Consider the following 23,586-nt stretch of genomic DNA (forward strand, 5'->3'; position numbering starts at 1 on the left):
CGCTTATCTTTAACCCGGGTTATGCAAACAGCCCGGTAAAGAACAAGACAATACTATCCCAGATACGCTTGAAGAAACCTCCCGGCTCAACAGCCTGCTGAGCAATCAGCGGCACCTCACGAACCAGTTCATCTTCCAACATAACGTTCACTGAACCGATGGTCTGACCTTTCTTGATGGGCGCTTCCAGCTTTGGGTCGATCTTCAGAGAGGCGGTCAGGTTCTTACCCGTTCCCCTGGGCACAGTGACAATCAGGTCTTCGGTAATACCCGCAGTAATTTCACTGATGTCCCCTTTCCAGACCTTAACGGTTTGCAGAGGCTCACCACCTTTTTTAACGTCCACATTTTCAAAGAAGCGGAAGCCATAGGTCAGTAGTTTCTGGGCATCATCCGCACGCTGCTTCTCACTGGCGGAGCCCAGCAGCACAGCAATCAGACGGCGGTCATCACGCTTGGAGGTTACTGCCAGATGGTAGCCGGTGTCTTCAATATGTCCGGTCTTCAGACCATCCACATAGGGGTTGGTCCAGAGCAGACGGTTACGGTTTGCCTGACGACGCAGGGGTTTACCGGTTTTTTTGTCGACGCCGTACTGAAAATACTTCTCAGCATACCAGCCGTAATATTCCGGATAGTCCTGAACGATATGCTTGCCAAGAGTGGCCAGGTCACGGGCGGTCGAGTAATGGTCATCTATTGGCCAGCCGGAAGCATTCTGGAACAGCGTGTTGTTCATGCCAAGCCGCTGGGCGGTACTGGTCATCAACTGGGCAAAGGCTCCCTCGCTGCCAGCGATGTGTTCAGCAACCGCAACGCTGGCATCATTACCGGAAACGATAATGATACCTTTCAGCAAATCTTCCACCGTTACCCGTTCCCCAACTTCAATAAACATAGTGGAACCGCCCAGGCTCCATGCTTTTTCACTGACCAGAACCTGGTCATCACGGTGGATGTTGCCCGCAGCCATTTCCATTTCAGCCAGATACGCGGTCATCATCTTGGTCAGGCTGGCCGGATGCATGGGCTCATCGGGATTCTGTGAGGCCAGCACTTCACCGCTGGCGGCGTCCATCAGAATGTAGCTTTTCAGGGACACTTCCGGTGGTGAAGGAATCTGTCCAAAAGCACTGGCCTGACCGGCAAAAACAAGACCAGTCATGGCCAACGCTCTCAGCCAGTGGGGGGCCGCCAGCTTATGAAGGGAAGATAAAATTCTTTTGCCCATGCAGGTAAATGCTCTGAATATATGGATTTTCATCATTATAATGTTCAAGTCTTTAGAGGTTAACTGCAACTTGCAACAACTGATAACAATTCATCGATTGGCACAGCAGACCTCCCGTCAGGTCAGACGCGAGCAGGCCTATTCGTCATAAGGAATACTTTTTTCCCATGATGGATATCCTCATGAAAAGTACGCCAACCCAACCGCTCATAAAAGCTCACTTGATCCGGAGTATACAGGAATAGCGGACCCAGGTTCTGCTGCCGTGCATATCCCATTGCCACCTTTACCAGCTGCTGACCATAGCCATACCCCCGCTTCGACGGTTCCACATAGACATTGGCCAGCCATGGTGAAAACTCCGGATAGTTTGGCAGATCCTCTGTGAGAATGCTGACTGATCCCCAGACACTCCCTCCCTCTGCAAGCACCCAGGTTTGCGGGATCAGGTCGGTCAGCAAAGAAGCTTCCATATCCTCCCGAAAGTCACTCAAATCACTCCCGGGGTATAAAGCCCCCCACTCCCTGTAATGCCAACGCGCAACCGTTTCGATGCATGAGGGCAGGTCTTGCAAATTAACAATTTTCATCAGGATTAATAGCAAAGAAATCTATAACCATGATTGTACCCCAAAGCACTGAAAAACCTGACCTTGCGGAAAGCAGGGTAGCTAAAAAAACACTACAAACCTTACGCCCCAAGGCCTTACGGTGACAATGAATTATTCGGGCAAGGTTGCCAAACGCCCTCTATTTTTATCTGTGAATACACGACTATGAGCCAGCAATGCCTTTCAACCGTAACAGTAATCAATAACTCTATGATTGATAAAACATGGGACAGTGGGAGTGACTCAATGTTAAATGAAGACCTGTACGAGTGTCTGATTGAACTCGGTATCAATGAACCCAAAGCTCGGGCAGCAGCAAAAGAGAATGCCAAGCTGACAGAAATGAGCGAAGACATTGTCACCATACGACAAACGGTCTTTGAACTCACCCGCCAGAGCAGCGGGATGAATGAGCGCCTGATCAATGTTGAAGAACTGATGAAAGCTCTGATTCAGCGCATCAACAGTATGGAACAGTGGCAGACTCAAACCGATGAACATCTGACGGATTTTGAAGGTCGCCTGACGGGGGTAGAAGGGAAATTGATCGGTGTTTCAGGCAGGTTGACCGGCGTTGAAGATCGTCTGACCCGTGTAGAAGACGAGCTGGCCGAAATCAAAGGCATGCTGAAAATACTGGTTGATAGAGAATAGGACAGAGTTAATCCATCCTATCCATAGCCCGAATCTTATGGGGCTTTGACTACCTGTTCAGACTGTTCTGCCTCTACTTCAGTCACCATCTTTTCGGAAGTTCCCGCATCACCCATGGACTTTTCATCGACAGGCTTTTCATACACAAGATAGGGCGACGCAAACTCAGCCGAGCTTAACCCCTCCAGCAACTCCTCCAGATGATCAGGACTTTCTACCGGACCAATCCTCACCCGATACAGCGGTTCTGGCGCATCCCCCTTGACCACTTTCGCCTGGACACCCGCCCGGGAAAAGAGATCCCGACGTAAAAGTTGCGCGTTATGGTAGTTTTTAAAGGCGGCCAGTTGCAGGTAGAGCAACTCTCCATCCCGTTCATGGGCGGGAGAACGGGCAAAGGTCTCCGGGTCAATGCCTTCTATTGCCACATTTGCCAGCCCTGAATCAGCGAACCCCAGCTTTTTTGCCGCAACATAAGAAAGATCGATCAATCGGTCACCATGAAATGGCCCACGGTCATTGACCCGCACCACCACCGACTGACCATTCTCCAGATTAGTGACCTTGACATAGGAGGGCAGTGGCAATGTTTTATGGGCCGCTGTCATCTTGAACATATCATAGATTTCACCGTTGGCCGTCTGCTTCCCGTGAAACTTGGTGCCATACCATGAAGCCTCGCCCTTTTCTGCATAACCATTGGCAGAGGCCATCGGCTGATAGTGAATCCCACCCAGGGTATAGGGTGTATTTTTAACAGGGACCTGTATCGGCGACGGGACTGCGTCAGGAATGGTACTGATATCAACGGAATCAGCCGGTGGGCCATCCTGAACCTGTGGACTACTGCTACAGCCAACCAGGGCTGATAGCATGATGGCCGGAACCAGCCGGAACCCCCGGGTGTTAATTCCCACGATTTTCTTCATTGATACCAGGCCTGAGAGACCGGCTCCAGATCGTCCCATTTGATCAAACATACTTTTCAACGTTAACAAATAATATTCCTGAGGGTTCGTTATCACTCAACCGGGAAGCCGCCAAAGGCTCATTACAGTGAGCCTTCAGCAAAGATCAGCCACCCCGGGAAAACCATCATCCCTGTTTACCTTTCGCAACCTGCTTTTGCAATGCCAGAGACTGTTTATAACTGTCCTTCACTTCTCTGGACAACTGATAAACGGCAAGGGCATACATCTGGCTACGGTTGTAGCGGGTAATGACATAAAAATTATGCAGTCCGACCCAATACTCAGCGCCAGCACTGCCTTCATGTTTCATCGCCAGAACTTTAGAGGATTTCGGTACCATTTTCGGCACAGCCCACCCGGCTTTTTGCACAAGACTCAGTTTTTTGTCCGGTTTCAATCCTGAAGAGACCATCTGCTCATGCTTAACGCCTGAAACCTTTGCCTGAACTGCCACACCACTGCCGTATTTCCAGCCGTGTTTTTGCAGATAGTTGGCAACGCTGGCGATGGCATCCTCATCGCTTAGCCAGATATTTGCCTGCTGATCGCCGGTATAATCGACCGCATAGGCGCGGTAGCTGGACGGCATGAATTGAGGAATGCCCATGGCTCCGGCATAGGACCCGGTCAGTTCATCAACGTCCAGATTCTGTTCACGGGCGAGCAGCAGAAAATTTTTCAGTTCTTTGCGGAAAAACTCACCTCTTCGGGGAAAGTCAAAGCCCAGCGTCGTGAGCGCATCCAGCACTTTAAAGCCACCGGTCTGCCGACCGTAATAGGTTTCTACACCAATAATCGCCACAATAATATTGGCTGGCACCCCCAACTCCTGTTCAACACGGGCCAGGGTTTCGGCATTTTCTTCCCAGAAGCTGACACCCTTCGCTATCCTTTCTGGCGTGATAAATATCTTGCGGTAGTCTTTCCACTCCAGAGTCCCTTCGGCAGGGCGACTGATCAACTCCAGTGCCCGCTCGGAACGCTCCGCCCCGGCCAGAATATCCTCAAGCTCTGTCCTGGAAAAACGGTGTTCAGTTACCAGTTCATCAATAAAAGCATCAACATCCTGCCTGCCCAGATAGTCACTGTCGTGATTTTCCTGGGCTAGTGCCCAGGTGACAGGTGTAGCAACCACAGCAGCCATCAGCAGGCCACCACGAAACATTCGACGGAATACCCCGGGAAAATTTTTCATGTATCCGTACCTATTCAAAAATAACAAACTCAGGGTTCTCACAAACACCAAAACAACGACAACGATACATAACCCAACCTGCCTCTACATTAATCGACAGTGGTTTTGAATTCTATGGAAGAAAGGTAAAGATCTATTGGGAAGCCCTCAGAAAAGAGCGATGGGTATGTATCGACATCAGAAAACCAAAACCGGCCAGCAGGGTCACCAAAGAAGTCCCTCCCCGGCTAACCATGGGTAATGGAACGCCCACCACTGGCAGGAGTCCACTGACCATCCCGATATTGACAAAGATATACACGAAAAACGTCAGAGTAATACTACCTGCCAATAAACGACCAAAGAGCGTCTCGGCATTCAGGGTGATGAATAGTCCCCGCCCCAGAATCAGGGTATACAGGGCAAAGAGCACCAGACATCCCATCAGGCCAAACTCTTCCGCCAGAACGGCAATGATAAAATCCGTATGGCTCTCTGGCAGAAAATCAAGATGCGATTGCGTGCCCTGTAACCAACCCTTGCCATAAAGCCCACCGGAACCAATGGCGATGGTGGATTGGATGATATTCCAACCGGCTCCCCACGGGTCACTTTCAGGGTTCAGAAATGTCAGCACCCTCCGCTTTTGATAGTCATACATAAAGAACTGCCAGAACACATAGATCGCTGGTGCCGCAAGACAGATGGCAGAAAATATCATGCGCTTGCGCAAACCGGCCAGCAGCAGCACAAACAGGCCCGATGAGCCAATCAAAATAGACGTGCCAAGGTCAGGTTGTTTGGCAATAAGTACCACCGGCACAGCAATAATAATCAGTGAGAAAATCACATCTTTAAACGAAGGAGGCAGTGGACGCCTGGCCAGAAAAGCTGCCATGGTAATCGGCATAATCAGCTTGATCACTTCCGATGGTTGAAACCGGAAACCCGGCAGCTGAATCCAGCGCTGCGCACCTTTGGACTGTACGCCCATAAACAGAACGGCCAGCAATAGCAGCACCCCTGCCACATAAAACCACTTGGCCCACTGCATCAGCACCCTTGGCGGAATCTGGGCCACGATCAGCATGACGGTCAGACTGATGCCCAGGTAGGTTGCCTGTCGAATAACAACCGACATATCCCGACCGGTGGCACTGTAAAGAATAAAGAGCCCCGCACCACAGAGTAAAAGCAGAAACCCGAGCAGCATAAAATCAATATGCCAGCGCATGGACAGTCCCGGGCCGCGGCCAAACCCGTGGAGATCAATCTGGCGAACAAAATCCTGGTTGGCCATTATTTCTCTCCCTTCACTTGATGGCTGTTGACCGTTAATCTTGGCAGCAGGTAGGAATCCATAACCTTTCTGGCGACATTGGCAGCACCATTGCTGTTTTCCAGAATAACAGCAACGGCAATAAGGGGATCTTCTACCGGTGCAAATGCGACAAACAAACTGTGATCCCGCTCGAACTCTTTCAGCTTCTCAGCATCGTACTCCTCTCCCTGGGGAATACTGACCACCTGTGCTGTCCCGGTTTTACCGGCCATACGATACTTGAGTCCCCGACCGATTCGCCAGTGTGCGGTTCCCCCCGGAGAGTGAACAACATCTTCCATGGCTTTGATAATGAGTTCCCAGTTCTTGGCTTCCGCCTCGGGAGTCCGGCCAATGGTGATGTCATCCCCCCAGAATTCCCCCTGGATTTCAGGAATATCCTCTTTCACCAGGCGGGGCTGAACATACTTGCCACGGTTGGCGATAAGCGCCGTTGACTCTGCCAGCTGCAAGGGGGTTGCCAGCATATACCCCTGCCCGATGATCGCAATCACCGTTTCACCCGGATACCAGGGCTGGCCATAGGCACCTCGTTTCCACTCACTGGAGGGCAAAAGGCCCGGACGCTCTTCCCTTATATCAATGCCGGTTTTGTGGCCAAAGCCGAATTGATCAGCAAAATCATGGAGATTATCGATACCCAGCTTCCCGGCCTGAATATAGAAATAGGTATCATTGGATGCTGATATCGCGCGGGATAAATCAACCCAGCCATGACCGGAACGTTTCCAGTTACGAAAACGGTGATCACTGCCCGGTAGCTGAAACCAGCCTTTATCAAAAATTCTGTCCTCTGGTTTGACGATATCATTCGCCAGCAGTGCCAGCCCCATCACCGGCTTTACTGTGGAAGCGGGTGGGTACTCACCTAATGATGCCCGATTGTACAACGGTCGCTCGATATCTCTGTTGAGCGCATTGAACGTTTTACTATCAATCCCCGTCACAAACAGATTGGGGTCAAAGGATGGATTGCTGGCCATTGCCAGCACTCCGCCGGTTTTCGGGTCCATGGCCACCAAAGCCCCTCGGCGGCCATTGATTGCATCAATGGCCACCTTTTGCAGCTCACTGTCCAGATAAAGGTTAAGATCCTGACCGGCGTGCGGGCTAACTTTTTTCAATACGCGCAATACCCGGCCACGGGCATTGGTCTCTACCTCCTGGTGACCGGGTTTACCCAGAAGTACCGACTCGTAGGCGCGCTCTACACCAATCTTGCCTGTGGTATGAGTCCCGGAGTAGAGAGTCGGGTCCAGACGTTTCAAATCCCGATCATTAATTCGGCCTACATAGCCGATGCTGTGGGCAAAATGCTTTCCTTCGGGGTACTGCCGGATCAGTTCAGCATTGATGTCCACCCCCGGCAAACGGAAAAGATTCACCGAAATGCGGGCAATCTCTTCGGCGGTAAGATCAAACTTCAGAGGGACCGCTTCATAAGGTCGGCGTCGTTTAACCCGTTGATGAAAACGCTGCAGCTCACCGTCGGTCAGAGACAAAATATGACCAATATCATCCAGCAAACCCGCAAGATCTTTGGTCTGCTCCCGAACAATCGACAATATATGGCTAGGCTTGTTAACGGCAAGAAGCTTGCCATTGGTGTCGTATATCAGGCCACGGGTAGGAGGGATTGGCTGAACCAGTACACGGTTCTCATCCGATTGCGTGGACAGCTCATTGTAGCGAACAACCTGAAGATAGAAGAGGCGGGAAATCAGCCCCATAGCAAGGAGCACCATAAAGCCAATGGCAACCCAGATCCGGATATTTACCAGTCTTTTTTCTGCCCCATGGTCCTTTAAGGTATCCTGCGGCATGTTATATCTCAGTCATCAGTCGTATGGTCAAGGGGCTGCTCTTAAATGCATCAACTGATACATTAGCCTGTTAATACACAAATATTAAACGTAAAAAATGCAGTGTTTCTCAAGAAAAAACACTGCATTTCAAATAAAAACTCTCACCAGAAAGCTAGCCTTCACTTTTACTTGAGTGAAAGTACTTCGTCAATCAAGGTTACATCAGTTTTACTTGTGGTAGGGATGATTGTGAAGAATGCTCCAGGCTCTGTAAACCTGCTCAGCCACCACAACCCGAACCAGCGGGTGCGGCAATGTTAATGGCGACAATGACCAGCGGAGATCCGCCTTTGCCAGACATGATGCATGCAAACCTTCCGGCCCACCAACCAGTAAACTGACGTTGCGGCCACTGTGCAGCCATGATCCCATATTGTCCGCCAGCTTCTCTGTGCTCCAGGCCTTGCCCATAATTTCCATGGTGACCACCAGGTCGCCTGAACCCACAGCAGCGAGCATCTGGCCAGCCTCTTTCTCCTGAAGCCGATTAATGTCAGAGCCTTTACTGCGCTTACCGAGAGGAATCTCAATAAGCTCCAGTTTCACGTCCGCACCCAGCCGACGACTGTATTCCCTGTAGCCCTCTTCAACCCAACCCGGCATTTTTGAGCCAACCGATATCAGCCGAATCCGCATCAGGAGTGCTCAGCGACAACCAGGTCAGCACTGTCCCAAAGTCTTTCCAGGTCATAGAACTGGCGGGTAGCAGGCAGCATCAGGTGGACAACGACATCACCAAGATCCACCAGAACCCACTCGGACTTGTCCTGACCTTCAACCCCTAACGGTCGAACACCCTGTTTCTTACACTGCTCAATGACATTATCCGCCAGCGACTTTACATGACGGTTGGAGGTACCACAGGCAATCACCATAAAATCGGTAACAGTGGTTTGACCCGAAACATTCAAACAGGTGATTTCATTACCTTTTACTTCTTCAATAGCTTCGACAACAAGCTGTTTTAACTCATCAGAATGCATAGACTGCAAAATTAACCTCGTATTGACGATCCGGCAGAGCATGCTTTGTTACCCTGTGCCGAATCAGGCCATTTAAACAGGGCAGGCTCTCAGCATTAATCATAGAAGTCAATGCCCGATACCCTCCAGAGGCGGAAATCCACTATCAGAGCAGTATCACTGGCGAATATGGCCATCCCCAAAAACCACATACTTTTGCGAAGTCAGCCCTTCCAGGCCGACAGGCCCACGGGCATGGATTTTGTCGGTAGAGATACCAATTTCAGCACCCAGCCCATATTCAAACCCGTCGGCAAAACGGGTGGATGCATTCACCATAACAGAGCTTGAATCCACCTCCCGCATAAAGCGGCGGGCACGGGTAAAGTCCTCAGTGACGATGGCATCGGTATGATGAGAACCGTAGCGATTGATATGAACGATTGCTTCATCCATATCCAGAACCACTTTAATGGCCAGAACAGGGCCAAGGTACTCTTCTGACCAGTCTTCTTCAGTTGCTGCTACCGCACCGGGCAGAATCTCACAGGTAATAGGACATCCCCGCAACTCAACACCCTTCTGGGAATAAAGTCCTGAAAGCTCCCGCAGCAAAGGCTGAGCCACATCCTGATGCACCAGCAGCGTTTCCATGGCATTGCACACACCATAGCGATGGGTTTTCGCATTCATGGCAATCCGGACGGCCTTGCTGTGATCGGCCCGATCATCCAGATAAACATGGCAGACACCGTCCAGGTGTTTAATCACCGGTACCCGGGCGTCAGCACTGATGCGCTCAATCAGTCCCTTGCCACCACGAGGTACGATCACATCGACGTACTCAGGCATGGTGATCAGCACACCGACAGCGGCACGGTCAATAGTTTCAACCACCTGAACCGCATCTTCAGGCAGCCCTGCCTGGGCCAGCCCCTGCTGAATACACCGGGCAATAGCCTGATTGGAGTGAATGGACTCACTGCCGCCACGGAGAATAACCGCATTGCCAGATTTCAGACACAGGCTCGCTGCTTCCACGGTAACGTTTGGACGGGACTCATAGATAATGCCAATGACGCCCAGAGGCACCCGCATTTTGCCTATCTGAATACCGCTGGGCACATACTTCATATCATCAATAGTGCCGATGGGGTCTGGCAGGGCGGCCACCTGACGGAGACCTTCAATCATGGTATCAATTCGGGCATCGGTCAGTTCAAGGCGATCCAGCATGGCGGCATCAAGCCCACGTTCCCGGCCAGCGTCCAGATCCCGGGTATTGACAAACTTCAGCTGTGAACGATCCGCTTCCAGTGCGTCTGCTATCGCCAGAAGTGCCCTGTTTTTCATCGCAGTATCAGCAACAGCCATCTCCTTACTGGCCTGCCGGGCTCTCTGGCCCAGTCCATGCATGTACTCCGTCACTTGATCAGCCAATGTCTTTTCTCCCGGCAACTTGCATCACCACTATCGTTTATTCTCTGCAATAAAAGGCTGCAAAACAGCCATATTATCAGTCCGCAATCGGCATGGTAAATTCAAATATCGTCCCGCCTTCCGGGTGACGCTGGAATGTCAACCGACCACCATGGGACTGTATAATGGAGTGACATACCGTCAGTCCAATACCCATACCATCCGCCTTGGTAGTGTAAAACGGCGTAAACAGTTTTTCTTCGGCATCATCTGCCAGACCATGGCCACGGTCAATGACCGACACTTTGACAAAGTTATCATCCAGCTTTTCGGTGCGAACATAGACACCGATACTGCGGGTCTCCATATCTCTCATCGCTTCCATGCCATTACGAATCAGGTTCAATGCCACCTGCTGGATCTGCACAGGGTCAACCTTCACATTCGGAAGCCCCTCTTCCTGCTCCAGATGGATTTCCATATGGTTGTTACGGGCGTCAACTTCGGCAAGCTTGTAGGTATCCTGAATCAACCGGTTGGGATCGACGCTGCCCAGAACATGGTCCGGTTTCTTCACAAAAGAACGAATACGGGCAATGATTTCCCCGGCCCGTCGGGCCTGGGTATTGACTTTTTCCATGGCCTCGGAAAGACCAAGGTCATCCGCCAATTCCAGCCGGGCCAGCATCCTTCTGGCCACCTGGGCGTAATTGGAAATCGCGGTCAATGGCTGATTTACCTCGTGGGCAAAGCCAGCGGCCATCTCACCCATGGTGCTCAACCGGGAGACATGGGTCAGCTGCTCTTTCTGGCTTTCCAATTCATCCAGGGCCTTCTGCAGGGCTTCCTGCTGCCTTTTTTTCTCGGAAATATCCCTGAACACAACCACTGCGCCACTGGGGGCACTGTTTTCCATAATCGGCGTACAGGAAAAATCCACCGGAAATGGCGAACCGTCACTGTGCAGGAACGTGGCATTTTCAACAGTTTTACTGACACCTTTGTTCAGGGATACCTCAATCGGTACCAGTGGCCCTGATGGGGCATCTTCACTCCCTTGCATCAACTGAATCAGGTTCTGCCCCGTCAGTTGTTCTATGGACCAGCCGGTCATGGCAGAGGCTGCCGGGTTGGCAAAGGTAATCAGTCCCAGTCGATCAAGGCCGAATATCCCTTCATTCATACTTTCCAGAATGCGGGCCTTATCAGCCTCCAGCTGTCGATTTCTCGCGGAAAGTGCCTGTTCAAGCTTATGGATTTTCAACTGGGTCTGTACCCGGGCAATGACCTCTTCCGCTTGAAATGGCTTGGAGATAAAGTCCACTGCGCCGGTTTCCAGGCCCCTGACCTTGTCTTTGGTGTCATCCAGGGCGGACAGGAAAATCACGGTTATATTGCGGGTTTCCGGGCTTTCCTTCAGCCGTTGGCAGACCTCATAGCCATCCATGCCGGGCATCATAATATCCAGCAACACTAAAGCGGGTTTTGCCTTGACAGCGATCCTGAGAGCACTCTCTCCATTCTTGGCAATAAGAAGCTTATAGCCACGGCCACTGAGGGTTTGCAGTAATACCTGCAAATTTGTCGGATTGTCATCCACAAGAAGAATACGCTCTTCTTCATGCTGCTCTACAGGAGCTTCAGCCAGATACATCGTCAGCAGATCCTGATTTCAGAAGGTTCATCAATGTAAAAATAGACGGAAATAAGTGGCTTATCTTACTATAACTTCGGCTTTTATCAGAGACCTTACTGCCATCAATCACTCTGACCAATGTCTTCAACATTGAGAATTCTTTTCCTGAGTTCTCTTATTCATGTTTCAATAGAGCTATTTCCCGTATTGATTCAATGGCGTTGAATCGCCCGTGATCATTAACTCATAACGGCCGAGTGCTTATGAAAATACTATTGATTGGTGGTACCGGGCTGATCGGCCAGGAAGTACAGCGGTTGTTCCTTGACAAGCAGATCCATTGTATCGCTCCGAAAAGGGATGAATTAAATCTGGACAATCCTGAGTCCATTGATGTCTGCCTGAAAAATTACCAGCCAGATATCGTGGTCAACTGTGCAGGTTATAACGATCCGGTGAAGGCCGAAAACGAGCCCTCCAAATGCTTCCGGATCAACCGGGATGCCATGGCGACACTGGCGGATGGTTGCCACCGACAGCAGGCCATTCTGGTCTATATTTCCACCTACCGGATTTTTGATGGCAGCAAAAAGGAAGCTTATACCGAAAAAGATATACCTAACCCTGCCGGTGTTCTGGCCACCAGCCGATGGCAGGCAGAACAGCAAATCAGTGAGCGCTGTCCAAGGCATATCATTCTTCGTCTATCCTGGGTCATCAGCCACCGGCGCACCAACCTTTTGAAGTACCTTCTGGACCAGATCAGCAAAGAGCAAGAGGTTGCCGTGGTATCCGATCAACAGGGGTGCCCGACCCCCAGCGACGATGCGGCAAGAGTTATTGTCGCGATCATCCAGCAACTGGGCTGTGGGGCTGAACCCTGGGGTACTTATCATTACGCCGGTGCAGAGTCTATCTCGGAAAACCGTTTTGCCGAGGTGGTGATTTCTGAGGCATCGCAATTTCAGGACCTGAAAATCCGAAAACTGCGTATGGATAAATTGAACGATCGTAATGGTATTCAGGCACCAGCCAATGCAACCCTCTCCTGCCGGAAAATTTTAAGTACCTTTGGCGTTCATAATAAACCCTGGAGAGGAGCCCTCGCCCGGATGATCAGAAGCTATTATGAAAGCGGTAACACTGAAATAACGTCATGAGGATAGCCATTAATGCCCGGTTCTCTTTTCTCTGCAAAACTCTTTAAGACTGAACAGCTCAGTGCCAATACACTGCAGCTGAGCTTTGAGTTGGCACAGGACGAAGGAGCGAGTTTTAATTTTATTGCCGGACAGTTTGTGCAGCTGCAGTTTGAGATGGATGGAAAACTTCATAAACGAAGTTACAGCATTGCCAACGCACCGGAGGACTTTAAGGCAACCGGCCTGCTGCAAATAGCGCTCAGCCTGGTCAGTGGTGGGGTTGCTTCCGGGCTTTTCCAGAAAGCCCCTGCCGGAACCGAACTGAATATTTCTGGCCCGTTCGGGGCCCTCACGCTGCCGGACACCTTTCCCGGACAGCTTCTTCTGGTGGGAACTGGCACAGGGATTGCCCCCTATCGAAGCATGATTCCGCAGTTGAAAACGCTTAGTGATAAGGGAACAGCTGTCACCGTTGTAAAGGGTTTCAGGTATCGAGAGGAAAGCATTTATTCTGAAGATTTTGCCCAACTGCCGAACTTAAAGTACCGCACCTGTTTAAGCCGTGAGTCCGCCGTAAATACGGTAAACCATGAGTACACGGGCCACGTGCAAGACCAGTTTGACGCCCTCAACCTGAACCCTGAAAACGATGTGGTTTATCTCTGCGGAAACCCCGGCATGATTGATGATTGCGTGGCCCTGCTCAGAGACAGAGGGTTATCCCCCCGGCAAATCAAACGGGAAAAATACGTTTACTCCGGGCATTGATTCCGCTTTTCAGCGCAAGAGCAACCAGTCCCCAGAATAAACCAAGGCACAACCCCGTCATAACGTCGCCAAACCAGTTAACCGGCAAAACCAACCGGGCAAAAGCGTCAATCATCACCAGCCCCAAAGCAACACTGCCCGATAGCCATTGGACTTTAAATGAACGGTTTACTGCTACCAAGGCAACAAAAGAAAACAGTACATAGACGATGACGGTTGCATGCACAGAGGGGAAAGCATAAAGATCAAGCCATATCACAGACCTGTCACTGTCTGCCAGCCAGTTGATAAGCCAGGCAGAGCAAACCATTAATACACCACCAAAAAGCAGACTGAACAGAGTGGCAAGCCGATTAGAACGGTAAAGCCAGAATAAGCCACCCGCGGAAACAATACCCAAAACAGGAATGCTGCCAATCTGGGACACCCAGTACATCACCTTTTGCAACCAGGGCAATTGAACCGCTTTCAGCCATTGGTCAACACCTTGATTGACGCTCTCCAGCAACCCTGCCCGGTGAGCAGTAATCAGTAAGGTAAGCAGCCCTGATACCAGCACCAGATACCCGATAAACCGGGGCTTGAAGTGACGATGAGCACTGATCAGCAATGGCGGAAGCAGGATGGCAACACCGGTAATGGCTGACAACACAACCAACAATTGATCGGGCACTTTATCATGCCACTGAAGTGCGGCTCCCGTCAGATAACCCGGAAGCAGGTAAACCGGAGACCAGGCCAGGGCTGAGAGAATATTAACGGTAAAAAAGTACCTGGGAACCATACCCATCATCCCTGCCACTGCCGGTATGATGGGGCGGACAGGACCAACAAAACGCCCGATCACAATGCTTAAAAAACCATACTCCCTGAAGAAATCTTCACCACGTTCCAACCATTGAGGATGACGATGAAATGGCCACCAGCCCCTGACTCGCTCGTGGTAATGATAGCCAAGCAGGTAACTGACCCCGTCCCCGACAACAGCTCCCAGAAAAGCCCACAGGAGGATTGGATAGATAGAAATGGAAGCCGCCCCGGCAATAGCCGCTAATGCAAACAGCAGGGCCACACCTGGCAGAACAATACCGACCACAACCAGTGATTCCAGACAGGCCACCATTGCTACAGCAGGACCAATCAGGCCAGTGTTCTGCTGTAGCCATATATGAATGGCATCAAAATAAGCGTTATCCATGAGTTACCGTGGCCTTGGTGGGAAATACCTTGCTATTGATCTGGACTAATGTGTTATCAGAATTAGACTACAGTTTCATTCTAATAGACTACCCATGATGACATCGGAACGTTACCAGAAATAATGCCAGATGCTTGCTCGTAAACAGCCCGAGCTTACCGGTGTAACCAGCAAGACTTATAAAACCCACAATTTATCAGCTATAACGGGCAATGGGCTAATAATCCTTCCTGCTGGTACAGCCTGATTTGCAAAGCAGGCCTGAGCGTTTAAACTGCGCCAGTTTTACCGGGTAAATGCGGGCCTGTTGTTACCCGATAACCTAAAGCATCAACACAATATCTGCCGCCAATCTCAACAACGGTATGCAGCCAGGGAGTTACAGGATGAGTGATGTACTGGAAGAACTGATTAACCAACTGAAACTGGAACCGATTGAAAACAATATATTCCGGGGCCAGAGTCAGGACCTTGGTTGGGGGCGGGTATTTGGTGGCCAGGTATTAGGCCAGGCGCTGTCTGCGGTAAGGCAGACGGTGGATCCAGAACGTCATGTTCACTCCTTCCACAGCTATTTTCTTCGCGAGGGCGACAGCAGCAAACCGATTGTTTACACGGTGGACTGCATTCGCGATGGCAGAAGCTTCAATACCCGCCGGGTAGTCGCCGTGCAAAATGGACGCCCTATTTTCAATTTGTCCGCATCCTTTCATGTAAACGAAAGTGGGTTTGAACATCAGGACCCGATGCCAAACGTCATACCCCCGGATGAAGCCCTGAGCGAAAAAGCCCTGATTCAAAGGCACAGCGACCTGATCCCCAAGCCGCTGCAAAAACGACTGCTCAGCGATACCCCCATTGAGATTCGCTTTGCTGACCCGGTTGATCCAATGGCAGATGACACCAGGGCACCACATCATAAAATCTGGATAAGAGCCAACGGAAAACTGCCCGATAACCCCGGACTGCATAAATACCTTCTGGCCTATGCCTCAGACTTTCAGTTCTTACCCACCAGCATGTATCCCCATGGGGCTGCTGCTTTCCAGAAACCCGTTCAAATAGCCAGTCTGGACCATGCCATGTGGTTCCACCGCCCATTCAGGATGGATGAGTGGTTACTGCACTCTATTGAAAGCACCCATGCCAGCGGTGCCAGAGCGTTGGTAAGAGGCCAGATATTCAATCAGGCTGGAGTAATGGTAGCGTCTACCATCCAGGAGGGGCTGGTCAGGCCGATCAGGGTTCAGACCAAGGTCTAAAGGAAGAATGAGCTGACCGCTCATAAACTTTTAATTGTTCGCTATTGAAATCTGGACCACCAATCAGCCCCTGCCTTTGCTGATCGGTGGTTTTTTTTGTCCGGATGTAGGACATGGAACCAGGCTCTGGATACCTGAGTAGCCAAAAGTGGTCATTAGTACGATAGTAAATCCCCCTTGTTGAAGGTTAAAATCCCAGCCCGGATATGTCATCAACTGCCCCGAATCCAGCTGGGGGAAACCGTATTAAGGGAATACTGTGAGCTTGTCATTTCTGTTGAAGCCCGTTGTCGGTAGATTAAGGCAATACCTGCCCTGCATTTTTACACTGCTCTCGATAATCCCGGCCTTGAGTCAGGGATCCGGTTCTGCAGTCATATTGCAATATCACCATGTCAGTCATGAAACCCCGAAAATCACCAGTGTCACCCCCGAAACATTCAGGAAACATATCAACTATCTTGCGGAGAATAAGTTCAATGTGATGCCACTGGTTGATCTGGTTGAAGCATTTCGCAATAAAAAGGCATTACCGGAAAAAACAGTCGCCATCACTTTTGACGATGCCTATCTGAGTATTTACACCGAGGCATTTCCAATACTCAGGGAACAGGGGTTGCCATTTACCATTTTTGTCACGCCCGCACCGGTGGATAAAAACTATCAGAAGTTTCTCAGCTGGGCGCAACTGCGAGAAATGACGGAAACAGGTGCTACCCTGGCAAACCACACCATGAACCATGCCCACAGTGTAGAAAGACTGCCTGGAGAAACCAGGGCACAGTGGCTTTCCCGGTTCCGTCAGGATCTGGATATGACAGAAGCCAGAATCCGGGAACAAACCGGTCAAAGTGTTAAGATGTTTGCCTGGACTTTTGGTGAAACCACCCCGGAACTCAGAGTTACACTGGATGAGATGGGTTATACAGGATTTGGTCAGCAGTCCGGAGCCGCTGGTGAATATTCTGACTTCACTCGCCTGCCCCGTTTCCCCATGGCGGGTATTTATGGGTTGAATGACTTTGCCATTAAAGTCAACAGCAGGGCTCTGCCAGTGACCAGCCAGAGTCCCGACTCATCACTGATCACACAGGATAACCTTAAGCCCGAACTGGAGCTGACCCTGGCTGAAGGGGATTACCAGAAAAAACAGCTTAAGTGTTATGCCTCCGGCCAGGGTGAGCTGAAGGTAACCTGGCTTAACAAAGAGATGACTCTGTTCAGGACTCAAGCCAATAAACCATTACCAGTAGGCCGAACTCGCTACAACTGTACTGCACCATCCAACAGTGGTCGGCACTACTTCTGGTACTCCCATGCTTGGCTCAGATTGACAGATGAAGGTAAAGCGCTGGATTGACCAAGCTGAAGACTGGAGATGTTGACGTTTCGTTGCGTGCCTGCAACGAAACGTCGATAGGCTCTAACATGTAGTGGCACACGTAAAGTGGCTTATTAACCGCTCTATCAATTTAAGTGAAGTCGATGGTTTGATGAAAATAGTCTTAAAAATCAAAAAAATAGTACCAGTCGCCGTTTTTCTTCTGGCTGGGTGCACTGACCAGCAGTCTGCTACTCAAATTCAGCAGCCCCCCCAACACCTTGAAGCAGCACAGGCAAAAGCGATGCAGCTCTGCGCGGGGTGCCATGGCCCAACCGGTATTGGTACAACGCCACTAAACCCTAATCTGGCCTGTCAGAAAAAAGAATACATGGTTAAACAACTGCAATACTACCGAAACGGTGCCAGAACCACTCACCAGCCAATGAGTAATATTGCCAGGCTGATATCTGAAGAAGAAATCGAGAGTATCAGCGAGTGGTACTCAATAACCGGATGCTTATAAGTTTCTTCCAAATTGGGATGTCCCGGTGAATTAACAAAACCCGGATGCCCCCTTTAAGATCTGTTTTTCTACCCATCAGTCAGGATCTATTAAATTTTCAAGTAAAGGTGGGAACCTTAATTGCTTTTGTTGGTCTTAATTATCAAACCAACATTATAAGTGTGCTTGAAATGACCGTATCATACCCCTCTGCTGGCATTAACCCCAACGCATCAACCCCTTCTACTGATGCTTCACTGAGCCACAGTGATGAAGGTGGCAACAGCTTTGGCAGAAAAATCGTCAGCATTTTTACCAAAACCCGCATGTCCGCCAGCTCCAGTGAAGAGCATTCCGCATGGAGTAATATCTCAAGCTTTTTCAAAGGCCTCCACAGTCGGGCGGTAAAGCTTGTCAATTATGTGTCCAGACACTTGGGTGAAATGTTACCGCCCTTTTTTACCAAAACCGGAATTGGCAGTGTGGCAGGGTTCGTTATAGGCGTCTTAACCCCTGTCGGACCGCTGTGGGGGACTGTTGGCGGATTGCTGATTGCTACAGGCTGGCAACTGGGCGTTGAGTATAATAATGATCGGGATAAACCCGATTTAACCAATCTTAAGTCGTCTCAACCTTAATCGGGGGAATCTCTTTTCCTGTTTTTATTTGTCAGGCTTGAAACCCCTCCCACAGCAACTAGTTTTATATAGGTAAACGTATTTTATCTATACAGGCATGGAGCCCATCATGGAAGATCAAAACATCGAGAAACTGGCGCTGATCATATCCGCCAACTGCATTCGTCAATCCACCATTGAAGAGTGTCAGAAAAAAGGACAGATAAACGATCAACAACTGAATCAGATCAATAAAGAAATGTCTGATCGAATCTTTACCTTCCTGACTTACCTGCTGAAAAAACCGGCTGATGAATACACCGTCATGATGGAAGCAATGGCCAAACACTACCCGGAGAACTGGGAACAGCCTGAGCTGAGCCAGCTTATTCTCCAGCAACAGGCCCAGACCGCTACTTCTGCGTCAACTCAGCATTAATAACCGGTTAAGAGAACCAGCTATGCTTGTCCCTGCGCCATCTTCAGGGACAAAAACAATGCCCAGCTGGAAGAGTCGATTCCATTACCGATTCAATTACCAGCGGTTTCTGGTAGGGACACTCATGTATCTTTCCATGCTTTCCCAGGCGGATACCGTCGATCCTGGTCAACACTATAAAACGCTCACATTAACACTGGATGAATTGTTAACAGAGCTGCGCATTTCCCATGCCCCTACCCTGGAGTCCATGATCGATACCACCCAGGTCTGGCGCAGAAAACCGGGACAGGAACGGTGGGAATTACCAGGGCTGGATATATCAACAGACAAAAGGCACAGAGTCCTTGATCTGCTTGAAAAGCTTGGACTCATATCCCCCATCGGGCCATTAACCAGGCAATATGATTATGCACTGCTATTGGGAGCCACTGCCCCCGGCATGAAACGCAGGCTGGACTTGTTAACTGAGTGGTGGCGTCAGGGTGTCCGATTCAAGCGTTTGATTTTTCTGGTGGGCCAACGCCCTCTCACCCCGGGGGCTGACTACCTGGACATTCTCACCAAAAAGCCTGACCAGAAGACCCCGGACCCACTCCCTTTTACCGAAACAGAGGCGGCAATCATGCTGCATCAACTGGTGCCCATGCCAGAAGCAATGAGAACCCTCCCGGTTGAGTTTATTGATACGCCACGAAACTGGAGGAACGGCTTCTGGCACAGGCCCAATACCCGTGACACACTCAAGCACTGGGTGAAATCAGGCCCACTACCGGGAACTGCCCTGGTTATCTCAGAACAGCCCCATGGGATTTACCAGAAAGAAGTCGTAAGACAGGAGTTGCCGGGTTTTGACATTGATCTGGCGGCAGGTCCGGCAGACCCGGCAACCAATCTGCCCATCTATCTGGATGCCCTGGCGTTATGGCTTTACAACCTGAAGCCTTTTATTCCGGGAGCAGAACAACCAGCCCCTTCAAAGACAATGATCCCCCCAGGAAGGCATTAACTTCTGGGAAATTCCCAGCTGATCCAATATCCGGGCAACAATAAAATCGACCATGTCATCCACGGTTTCCGGCCGATTGTAAAAGCCCGGAGACGCAGGAAGAATAACACTCCCCATCCGGCTCAATTTCAACATATTTTCCAGATGTATTTCAGAATAGGGGGCCTCCCGGGGCACAATGATCAGCTTGCGTCGCTCCTTTAATACCACCGTTGCTGCCCGCTGTGTCAGATTATTACTTAAACCACAGGCAATGGCCGACAAGGTTCCGGTACTGCAGGGACAAATCACCATTGAGCTGGGAGCACCACTGCCTGAAGCGACAGGCGACATCCAGTCATCCTCACCAAACACACGAATCTGTCTCGGGGCAGCACGGTAACGGTTGGTAAAAAATTGCTCAATAGCGTCCGGCGTATCACCGATCTCAAGGTCCATTTCTGTGGCCAGAACCACTTTGGCGGCCCTGGAAACCAGAACAAACACCTGCCGCTCTGCCGCAACGAGGCTCTCCAGTAGCCGAAGCCCGTACTGGGCTCCGGAAGCCCCCGTAATGGCTAATGTTACTCTTTCAGGATTTGACCGACTCATCACTTAACCTTAATTTTTCTTGAGTTTTGCTTTCAACCCACTGGCTATACGGCCATGAATCCCTTCAAACCCGCCATTACTCATCACCAGCAAATGGTCACCAGCCGAGGCAGTATCAACCAGATAGCGCACAATGGCTTCTGTGGAATCCATAACCGATGACTTTATCGCGCTATCCTGTACTAACTCGGCCAATGGCCAGTCAAGCCCCTGTGGTTTAAACCAGATAACTTCGGAAGCCTCTGCGGTAGAGGCGATTAATGTCTCCTGATGCACGCCCATTTTCATGGTGTTTGATCGGGGTTCAATGATCACACGAATATTCGCATTTTCCCCCAGTTTGGCCCTCTGCCCGGCCAGAGTGGTAGCAATCGCCGTTGGGTGATGGGCAAAATCATCATAAATCCTTACTCCCCCAACCTCCTCAACCATTTCCATCCGCCGCTTTACCCCCTGAAAGACAGAAAGCGCCTCACAGGCTGTATCTGGCAAGACACCGACATGGTGAGCCGCAGCAATGGCTGCCAGGGCATTGGCAACATTATGATCACCTTCCTGCTGCCAGTTCACGGTTCCGACCTCACTGCCTTTATAGAGAACCTTAAAGTGGCTGCCATCGCTACTGACCGGTGCAACTTGCCAGGGACTGTGACTGCCACCCAACTCTTCCTGCTCAGACCAGCAGCCCATAGCCATAACGGCTTCTATCTCCGGAGTACCGGCAGGATAAATAATTCGACCCGTACCCGGAATGGTCCTGACCAAATGGTGGAACTGCCGCTGGATAGCCGCAAGATCATCAAAAATATCCGCATGGTCAAACTCAAGATTATTGATAATCAGGGTTCGTGGCTGGTAGTGAATAAATTTTGAGCGCTTATCAAAGAAAGCGGTGTCGTACTCATCCGCTTCAATCACAAAAAAGGGGGTACTGCCAAGTCTTGCGGAAATCCCGAAATCTTTTGGTATGCCCCCGATCAGAAAGCCCGGAGACATACCGGCATATTCCAGAATCCAGGCCAGCATACTGCTGGTGCTGGTTTTACCATGGGTACCGGCAGCGGCCAATACCCAGCGGTCAGGGGCTATGTACCTGGCAAAAAATTCGGGTCCTGAAACGTAGGGAAGCCCCTTCTCTAACACGTACTCTACAGCGGGAATCCCCCGTTTCATGGCATTGCCAACCACCACAAGATCCGGTGACGGGTTGAGCGCGTCAGCACCATACCCTTGAAATAATGAAATACCCTGTTCTTCCAGTTGTGTACTCATCGGGGGATAAACGTTCTCATCAGAGCCTGACACGTCAAACCCAAGCTCTCTGGCCAGCATGGCCAGACTTCCCATAAAAGTTCCACAAATACCCAGAATGTGTATGTGCATTCCCGATCTCTCCAAAAAATAAGTGCTCTAGGAGCCTGTCCGAGAATTCTGACATTGTTTTTGCCCTATGCGCAAAAGGACGTTGACATCGAAAGACCATCAGCCCATAAAATTGATACATAACAGCGCTACCAATAAACTCTCGATCGGGTATCATCTGCAATCAGCCAAAAACACAAAACAACACACAGCAACACTCGGAATTTACCCGATGACATTGAAGCACGCTTTTTACGCACAGTCTGGCGGTGTTACCGCTGTTATCAATGCCAGCGCCTGCGCGGTTATTGAAACAGCTCGTCGTTACCCGGATAAAATCGGTAAAGTCTACGCAGGGCATAATGGCATACTGGGCGCTTTGCGTGAGGAGCTTATCGACACCTCCTACGAGTCCGATGAAACCATCGGCGCATTACTTAGAACGCCCGGCGGTGCCTTTGGTTCCTGTCGTTACAAGCTGAAGTCATTTGAAGAGAGTGAAGCGGAATATCGTCGGTTAATTCAAGTCTTTCAGGCCCATAACATTGGCTATTTTTTCTACAACGGTGGCAATGACTCCATGGATACTGCCTGGAAAGTGTCCCAGCTCAGTGAAAAAATGGGGTACCCGATTACCTGTATCGGAGTCCCCAAAACCATCGATAACGACCTGGCGGTTACCGATAACTGTCCGGGCTTTGGTTCGGCAGCCAAATACCTTGCCGTATCCACCAAAGAGGCCAGCCATGATATTGCTTCCATGTGCGATACCTCAACCAAGGTGTTTGTCATGGAAGTCATGGGACGACATGCCGGCTGGCTGGCAGCCGCTACCGGCCTTGCTGCCCGCCAGGAGGGTGATCCACCGCATATTATCCTGTTCCCCGAGTTGCCGCTGGACAAAGAAAAGTTTCTAAAAAAAGTCCATGAAACCGTCAATAACGAAGGTTATTGCGTGATCGTTGCCTCAGAGGGAGCCAAATACGAAGATGGCAGCTTTATCTCTGCGTCCACAACCGTAATTGACTCCTTTGGCCACCAGCAACTTGGCGGTGTAGCTCCGGCCCTGTGTAATATGATCAAGCAGGAGCTGGGTTACAAATACCACTATGCTGTCGCCGATTACCTTCAGCGCTCTGCCCGCCATATCGCTTCACGTGTTGACGTAGAGCAGGCCTACGCTGTGGGTAAAGCAGCGGTTGAACTGGCCGTAACCGGTCACAATGCCGTAATGCCTGCCATCGTTCGAGAGTCTGACATGCCCTATCGCTGGGCGATCAAAGAGGTAGCACTGGAAAAAGTCGCCAACTTTGAACGTACCATGCCACTGGACTTTATCAATGAAGATGGCTTCAACATTACCCAAACCTGCCGGGGCTACCTTGAACCATTGATTGAAGGCGAGGAGTACCCAGCTTACCTGAACGGCTTACCTCGTTTTGCCAGGTTGAAAAAAGTGTTTGTCGAGAAACAGCTGGATACAGCATTCGACGTGTAATGTTAACTT

Annotated in this window: 23 protein-coding genes; 10 read left to right on the top strand and 13 right to left on the bottom strand. The window is 50.3% G+C overall.

The window, feature by feature from the left end:
* Positions 1–19 precede the first annotated feature (19 nt).
* Together ACO6UY_RS04475 and ACO6UY_RS04480 are read right to left on the bottom strand one after the other, a co-directional pair.
* Complete coding sequence (locus ACO6UY_RS04475; RefSeq protein ID WP_422459550.1) at positions 20–1,231, bottom strand: D-alanyl-D-alanine carboxypeptidase family protein; 1,212 nt, start codon at positions 1,229–1,231, stop codon at positions 20–22.
* 122 nt (positions 1,232–1,353) lie between these two features.
* On the bottom strand, positions 1,354–1,821 hold the full coding sequence (locus ACO6UY_RS04480) for a GNAT family N-acetyltransferase (protein WP_422446645.1): 468 nt from the start codon (positions 1,819–1,821) through the stop codon (positions 1,354–1,356).
* 231 nt (positions 1,822–2,052) lie between these two features.
* Between ACO6UY_RS04480 and ACO6UY_RS04485 the strand changes: the two genes are divergently transcribed.
* Entirely contained in the window at positions 2,053–2,496 is a 444-nt protein-coding gene (locus tag ACO6UY_RS04485) for a hypothetical protein (protein WP_422446647.1), read from the top strand.
* A 35-nt stretch (positions 2,497–2,531) separates the two neighbouring features.
* On the opposite strand, the gene ACO6UY_RS04490 is transcribed toward ACO6UY_RS04485, so the two are convergent.
* From ACO6UY_RS04490 to ACO6UY_RS04525, 8 genes are all read right to left on the bottom strand, one after another.
* Entirely contained in the window at positions 2,532–3,425 is an 894-nt protein-coding gene (locus ACO6UY_RS04490) for a septal ring lytic transglycosylase RlpA family protein (RefSeq protein ID WP_422446649.1), read from the bottom strand.
* A gap of 166 nt (positions 3,426–3,591) precedes the next feature.
* Positions 3,592–4,662 (bottom strand): lytic murein transglycosylase B, encoded by a 1,071-nt coding sequence (gene mltB / locus ACO6UY_RS04495; protein ID WP_422446651.1) that lies wholly within the window; start codon positions 4,660–4,662, stop codon positions 3,592–3,594.
* Positions 4,663–4,795: 133 nt separating this feature from the next.
* A complete protein-coding gene (gene rodA / locus ACO6UY_RS04500; protein ID WP_422459556.1) occupies positions 4,796–5,941 on the bottom strand; it encodes a rod shape-determining protein RodA in 1,146 nt (381 codons plus the stop codon).
* Complete coding sequence (mrdA, locus tag ACO6UY_RS04505; RefSeq protein WP_422467604.1) at positions 5,941–7,806, bottom strand: penicillin-binding protein 2; 1,866 nt, start codon at positions 7,804–7,806, stop codon at positions 5,941–5,943. The genes rodA and mrdA overlap by 1 nt, the downstream gene beginning before the upstream one ends.
* A 210-nt stretch (positions 7,807–8,016) precedes the next feature.
* On the bottom strand, positions 8,017–8,484 hold the full coding sequence (rlmH, locus tag ACO6UY_RS04510) for a 23S rRNA (pseudouridine(1915)-N(3))-methyltransferase RlmH (protein WP_422489198.1): 468 nt from the start codon (positions 8,482–8,484) through the stop codon (positions 8,017–8,019).
* Positions 8,484–8,831 (bottom strand): ribosome silencing factor, encoded by a 348-nt coding sequence (rsfS, locus tag ACO6UY_RS04515; RefSeq protein WP_422489248.1) that lies wholly within the window; start codon positions 8,829–8,831, stop codon positions 8,484–8,486. Before rsfS ends, rlmH begins: the two co-directional genes overlap by 1 nt.
* A 156-nt stretch (positions 8,832–8,987) precedes the next feature.
* Positions 8,988–10,226 (bottom strand): glutamate-5-semialdehyde dehydrogenase, encoded by a 1,239-nt coding sequence (locus tag ACO6UY_RS04520; protein ID WP_422447911.1) that lies wholly within the window; start codon positions 10,224–10,226, stop codon positions 8,988–8,990.
* A gap of 100 nt (positions 10,227–10,326) precedes the next feature.
* Positions 10,327–11,883 carry a response regulator gene (locus ACO6UY_RS04525; protein ID WP_422446659.1) on the bottom strand — a complete coding sequence of 519 codons (1,557 nt, stop codon included), beginning with the start codon at positions 11,881–11,883 and terminating at the stop codon, positions 10,327–10,329.
* Between the two features lie 245 nt (positions 11,884–12,128).
* Between ACO6UY_RS04525 and ACO6UY_RS04530 the strand changes: the two genes are divergently transcribed.
* Together ACO6UY_RS04530 and ACO6UY_RS04535 are read left to right on the top strand one after the other, a co-directional pair.
* Positions 12,129–13,025, top strand: a complete 897-nt coding sequence (locus ACO6UY_RS04530) for an SDR family oxidoreductase (protein ID WP_422446661.1) — start codon at positions 12,129–12,131, stop codon at positions 13,023–13,025.
* Positions 13,026–13,037: 12 nt separating this feature from the next.
* A complete protein-coding gene (locus ACO6UY_RS04535; RefSeq protein WP_422489200.1) occupies positions 13,038–13,775 on the top strand; it encodes an FAD-binding oxidoreductase in 738 nt (245 codons plus the stop codon).
* Here the strand turns inward: ACO6UY_RS04535 and ACO6UY_RS04540 are convergent.
* Positions 13,741–14,973: a VTT domain-containing protein gene (locus ACO6UY_RS04540; protein ID WP_422489202.1), complete on the bottom strand. Its 1,233-nt coding sequence runs from the start codon at positions 14,971–14,973 to the stop codon at positions 13,741–13,743. The genes ACO6UY_RS04535 and ACO6UY_RS04540 overlap by 35 nt on opposite strands.
* A gap of 386 nt (positions 14,974–15,359) precedes the next feature.
* Between ACO6UY_RS04540 and tesB the strand changes: the two genes are divergently transcribed.
* The 6 genes from tesB (at position 15,360) to ACO6UY_RS04570 (ending at position 20,126) form a co-directional block, all read left to right on the top strand.
* Positions 15,360–16,235, top strand: a complete 876-nt coding sequence (tesB, locus tag ACO6UY_RS04545) for an acyl-CoA thioesterase II (protein ID WP_422489204.1) — start codon at positions 15,360–15,362, stop codon at positions 16,233–16,235.
* A gap of 259 nt (positions 16,236–16,494) precedes the next feature.
* Positions 16,495–17,595 (top strand): polysaccharide deacetylase family protein, encoded by a 1,101-nt coding sequence (locus ACO6UY_RS04550; protein WP_422459562.1) that lies wholly within the window; start codon positions 16,495–16,497, stop codon positions 17,593–17,595.
* Between the two features lie 265 nt (positions 17,596–17,860).
* Entirely contained in the window at positions 17,861–18,082 is a 222-nt protein-coding gene (locus tag ACO6UY_RS04555; protein WP_209203359.1) for a c-type cytochrome, read from the top strand.
* Between the two features lie 170 nt (positions 18,083–18,252).
* Complete coding sequence (locus ACO6UY_RS04560) at positions 18,253–18,699, top strand: hypothetical protein (RefSeq protein WP_422446672.1); 447 nt, start codon at positions 18,253–18,255, stop codon at positions 18,697–18,699.
* Between the two features lie 109 nt (positions 18,700–18,808).
* Positions 18,809–19,117: a hypothetical protein gene (locus ACO6UY_RS04565; protein ID WP_209203357.1), complete on the top strand. Its 309-nt coding sequence runs from the start codon at positions 18,809–18,811 to the stop codon at positions 19,115–19,117.
* Between the two features lie 58 nt (positions 19,118–19,175).
* A complete protein-coding gene (locus ACO6UY_RS04570; protein WP_422459564.1) occupies positions 19,176–20,126 on the top strand; it encodes a hypothetical protein in 951 nt (316 codons plus the stop codon).
* Here ACO6UY_RS04570 and ACO6UY_RS04575 read toward each other — a convergent pair.
* Together ACO6UY_RS04575 and mpl are read right to left on the bottom strand one after the other, a co-directional pair.
* Complete coding sequence (locus tag ACO6UY_RS04575) at positions 20,094–20,717, bottom strand: flavin prenyltransferase UbiX (protein ID WP_422446676.1); 624 nt, start codon at positions 20,715–20,717, stop codon at positions 20,094–20,096. The two genes, ACO6UY_RS04570 and ACO6UY_RS04575, sit on opposite strands and share 33 nt — an antisense overlap.
* A 9-nt stretch (positions 20,718–20,726) precedes the next feature.
* Entirely contained in the window at positions 20,727–22,100 is a 1,374-nt protein-coding gene (mpl, locus tag ACO6UY_RS04580) for a UDP-N-acetylmuramate:L-alanyl-gamma-D-glutamyl-meso-diaminopimelate ligase (protein WP_422489206.1), read from the bottom strand.
* A gap of 211 nt (positions 22,101–22,311) precedes the next feature.
* Between mpl and ACO6UY_RS04585 the strand changes: the two genes are divergently transcribed.
* Positions 22,312–23,577, top strand: coding sequence for a 6-phosphofructokinase (locus ACO6UY_RS04585; protein ID WP_163369664.1), 1,266 nt, complete (start codon positions 22,312–22,314; stop codon positions 23,575–23,577).
* The last annotated feature ends 9 nt before the right edge of the window (positions 23,578–23,586 follow it).

The organism is Endozoicomonas sp. ALE010 (genome assembly GCF_049310165.1).
Lineage (GTDB): Bacteria > Pseudomonadota > Gammaproteobacteria > Pseudomonadales > Endozoicomonadaceae > Endozoicomonas.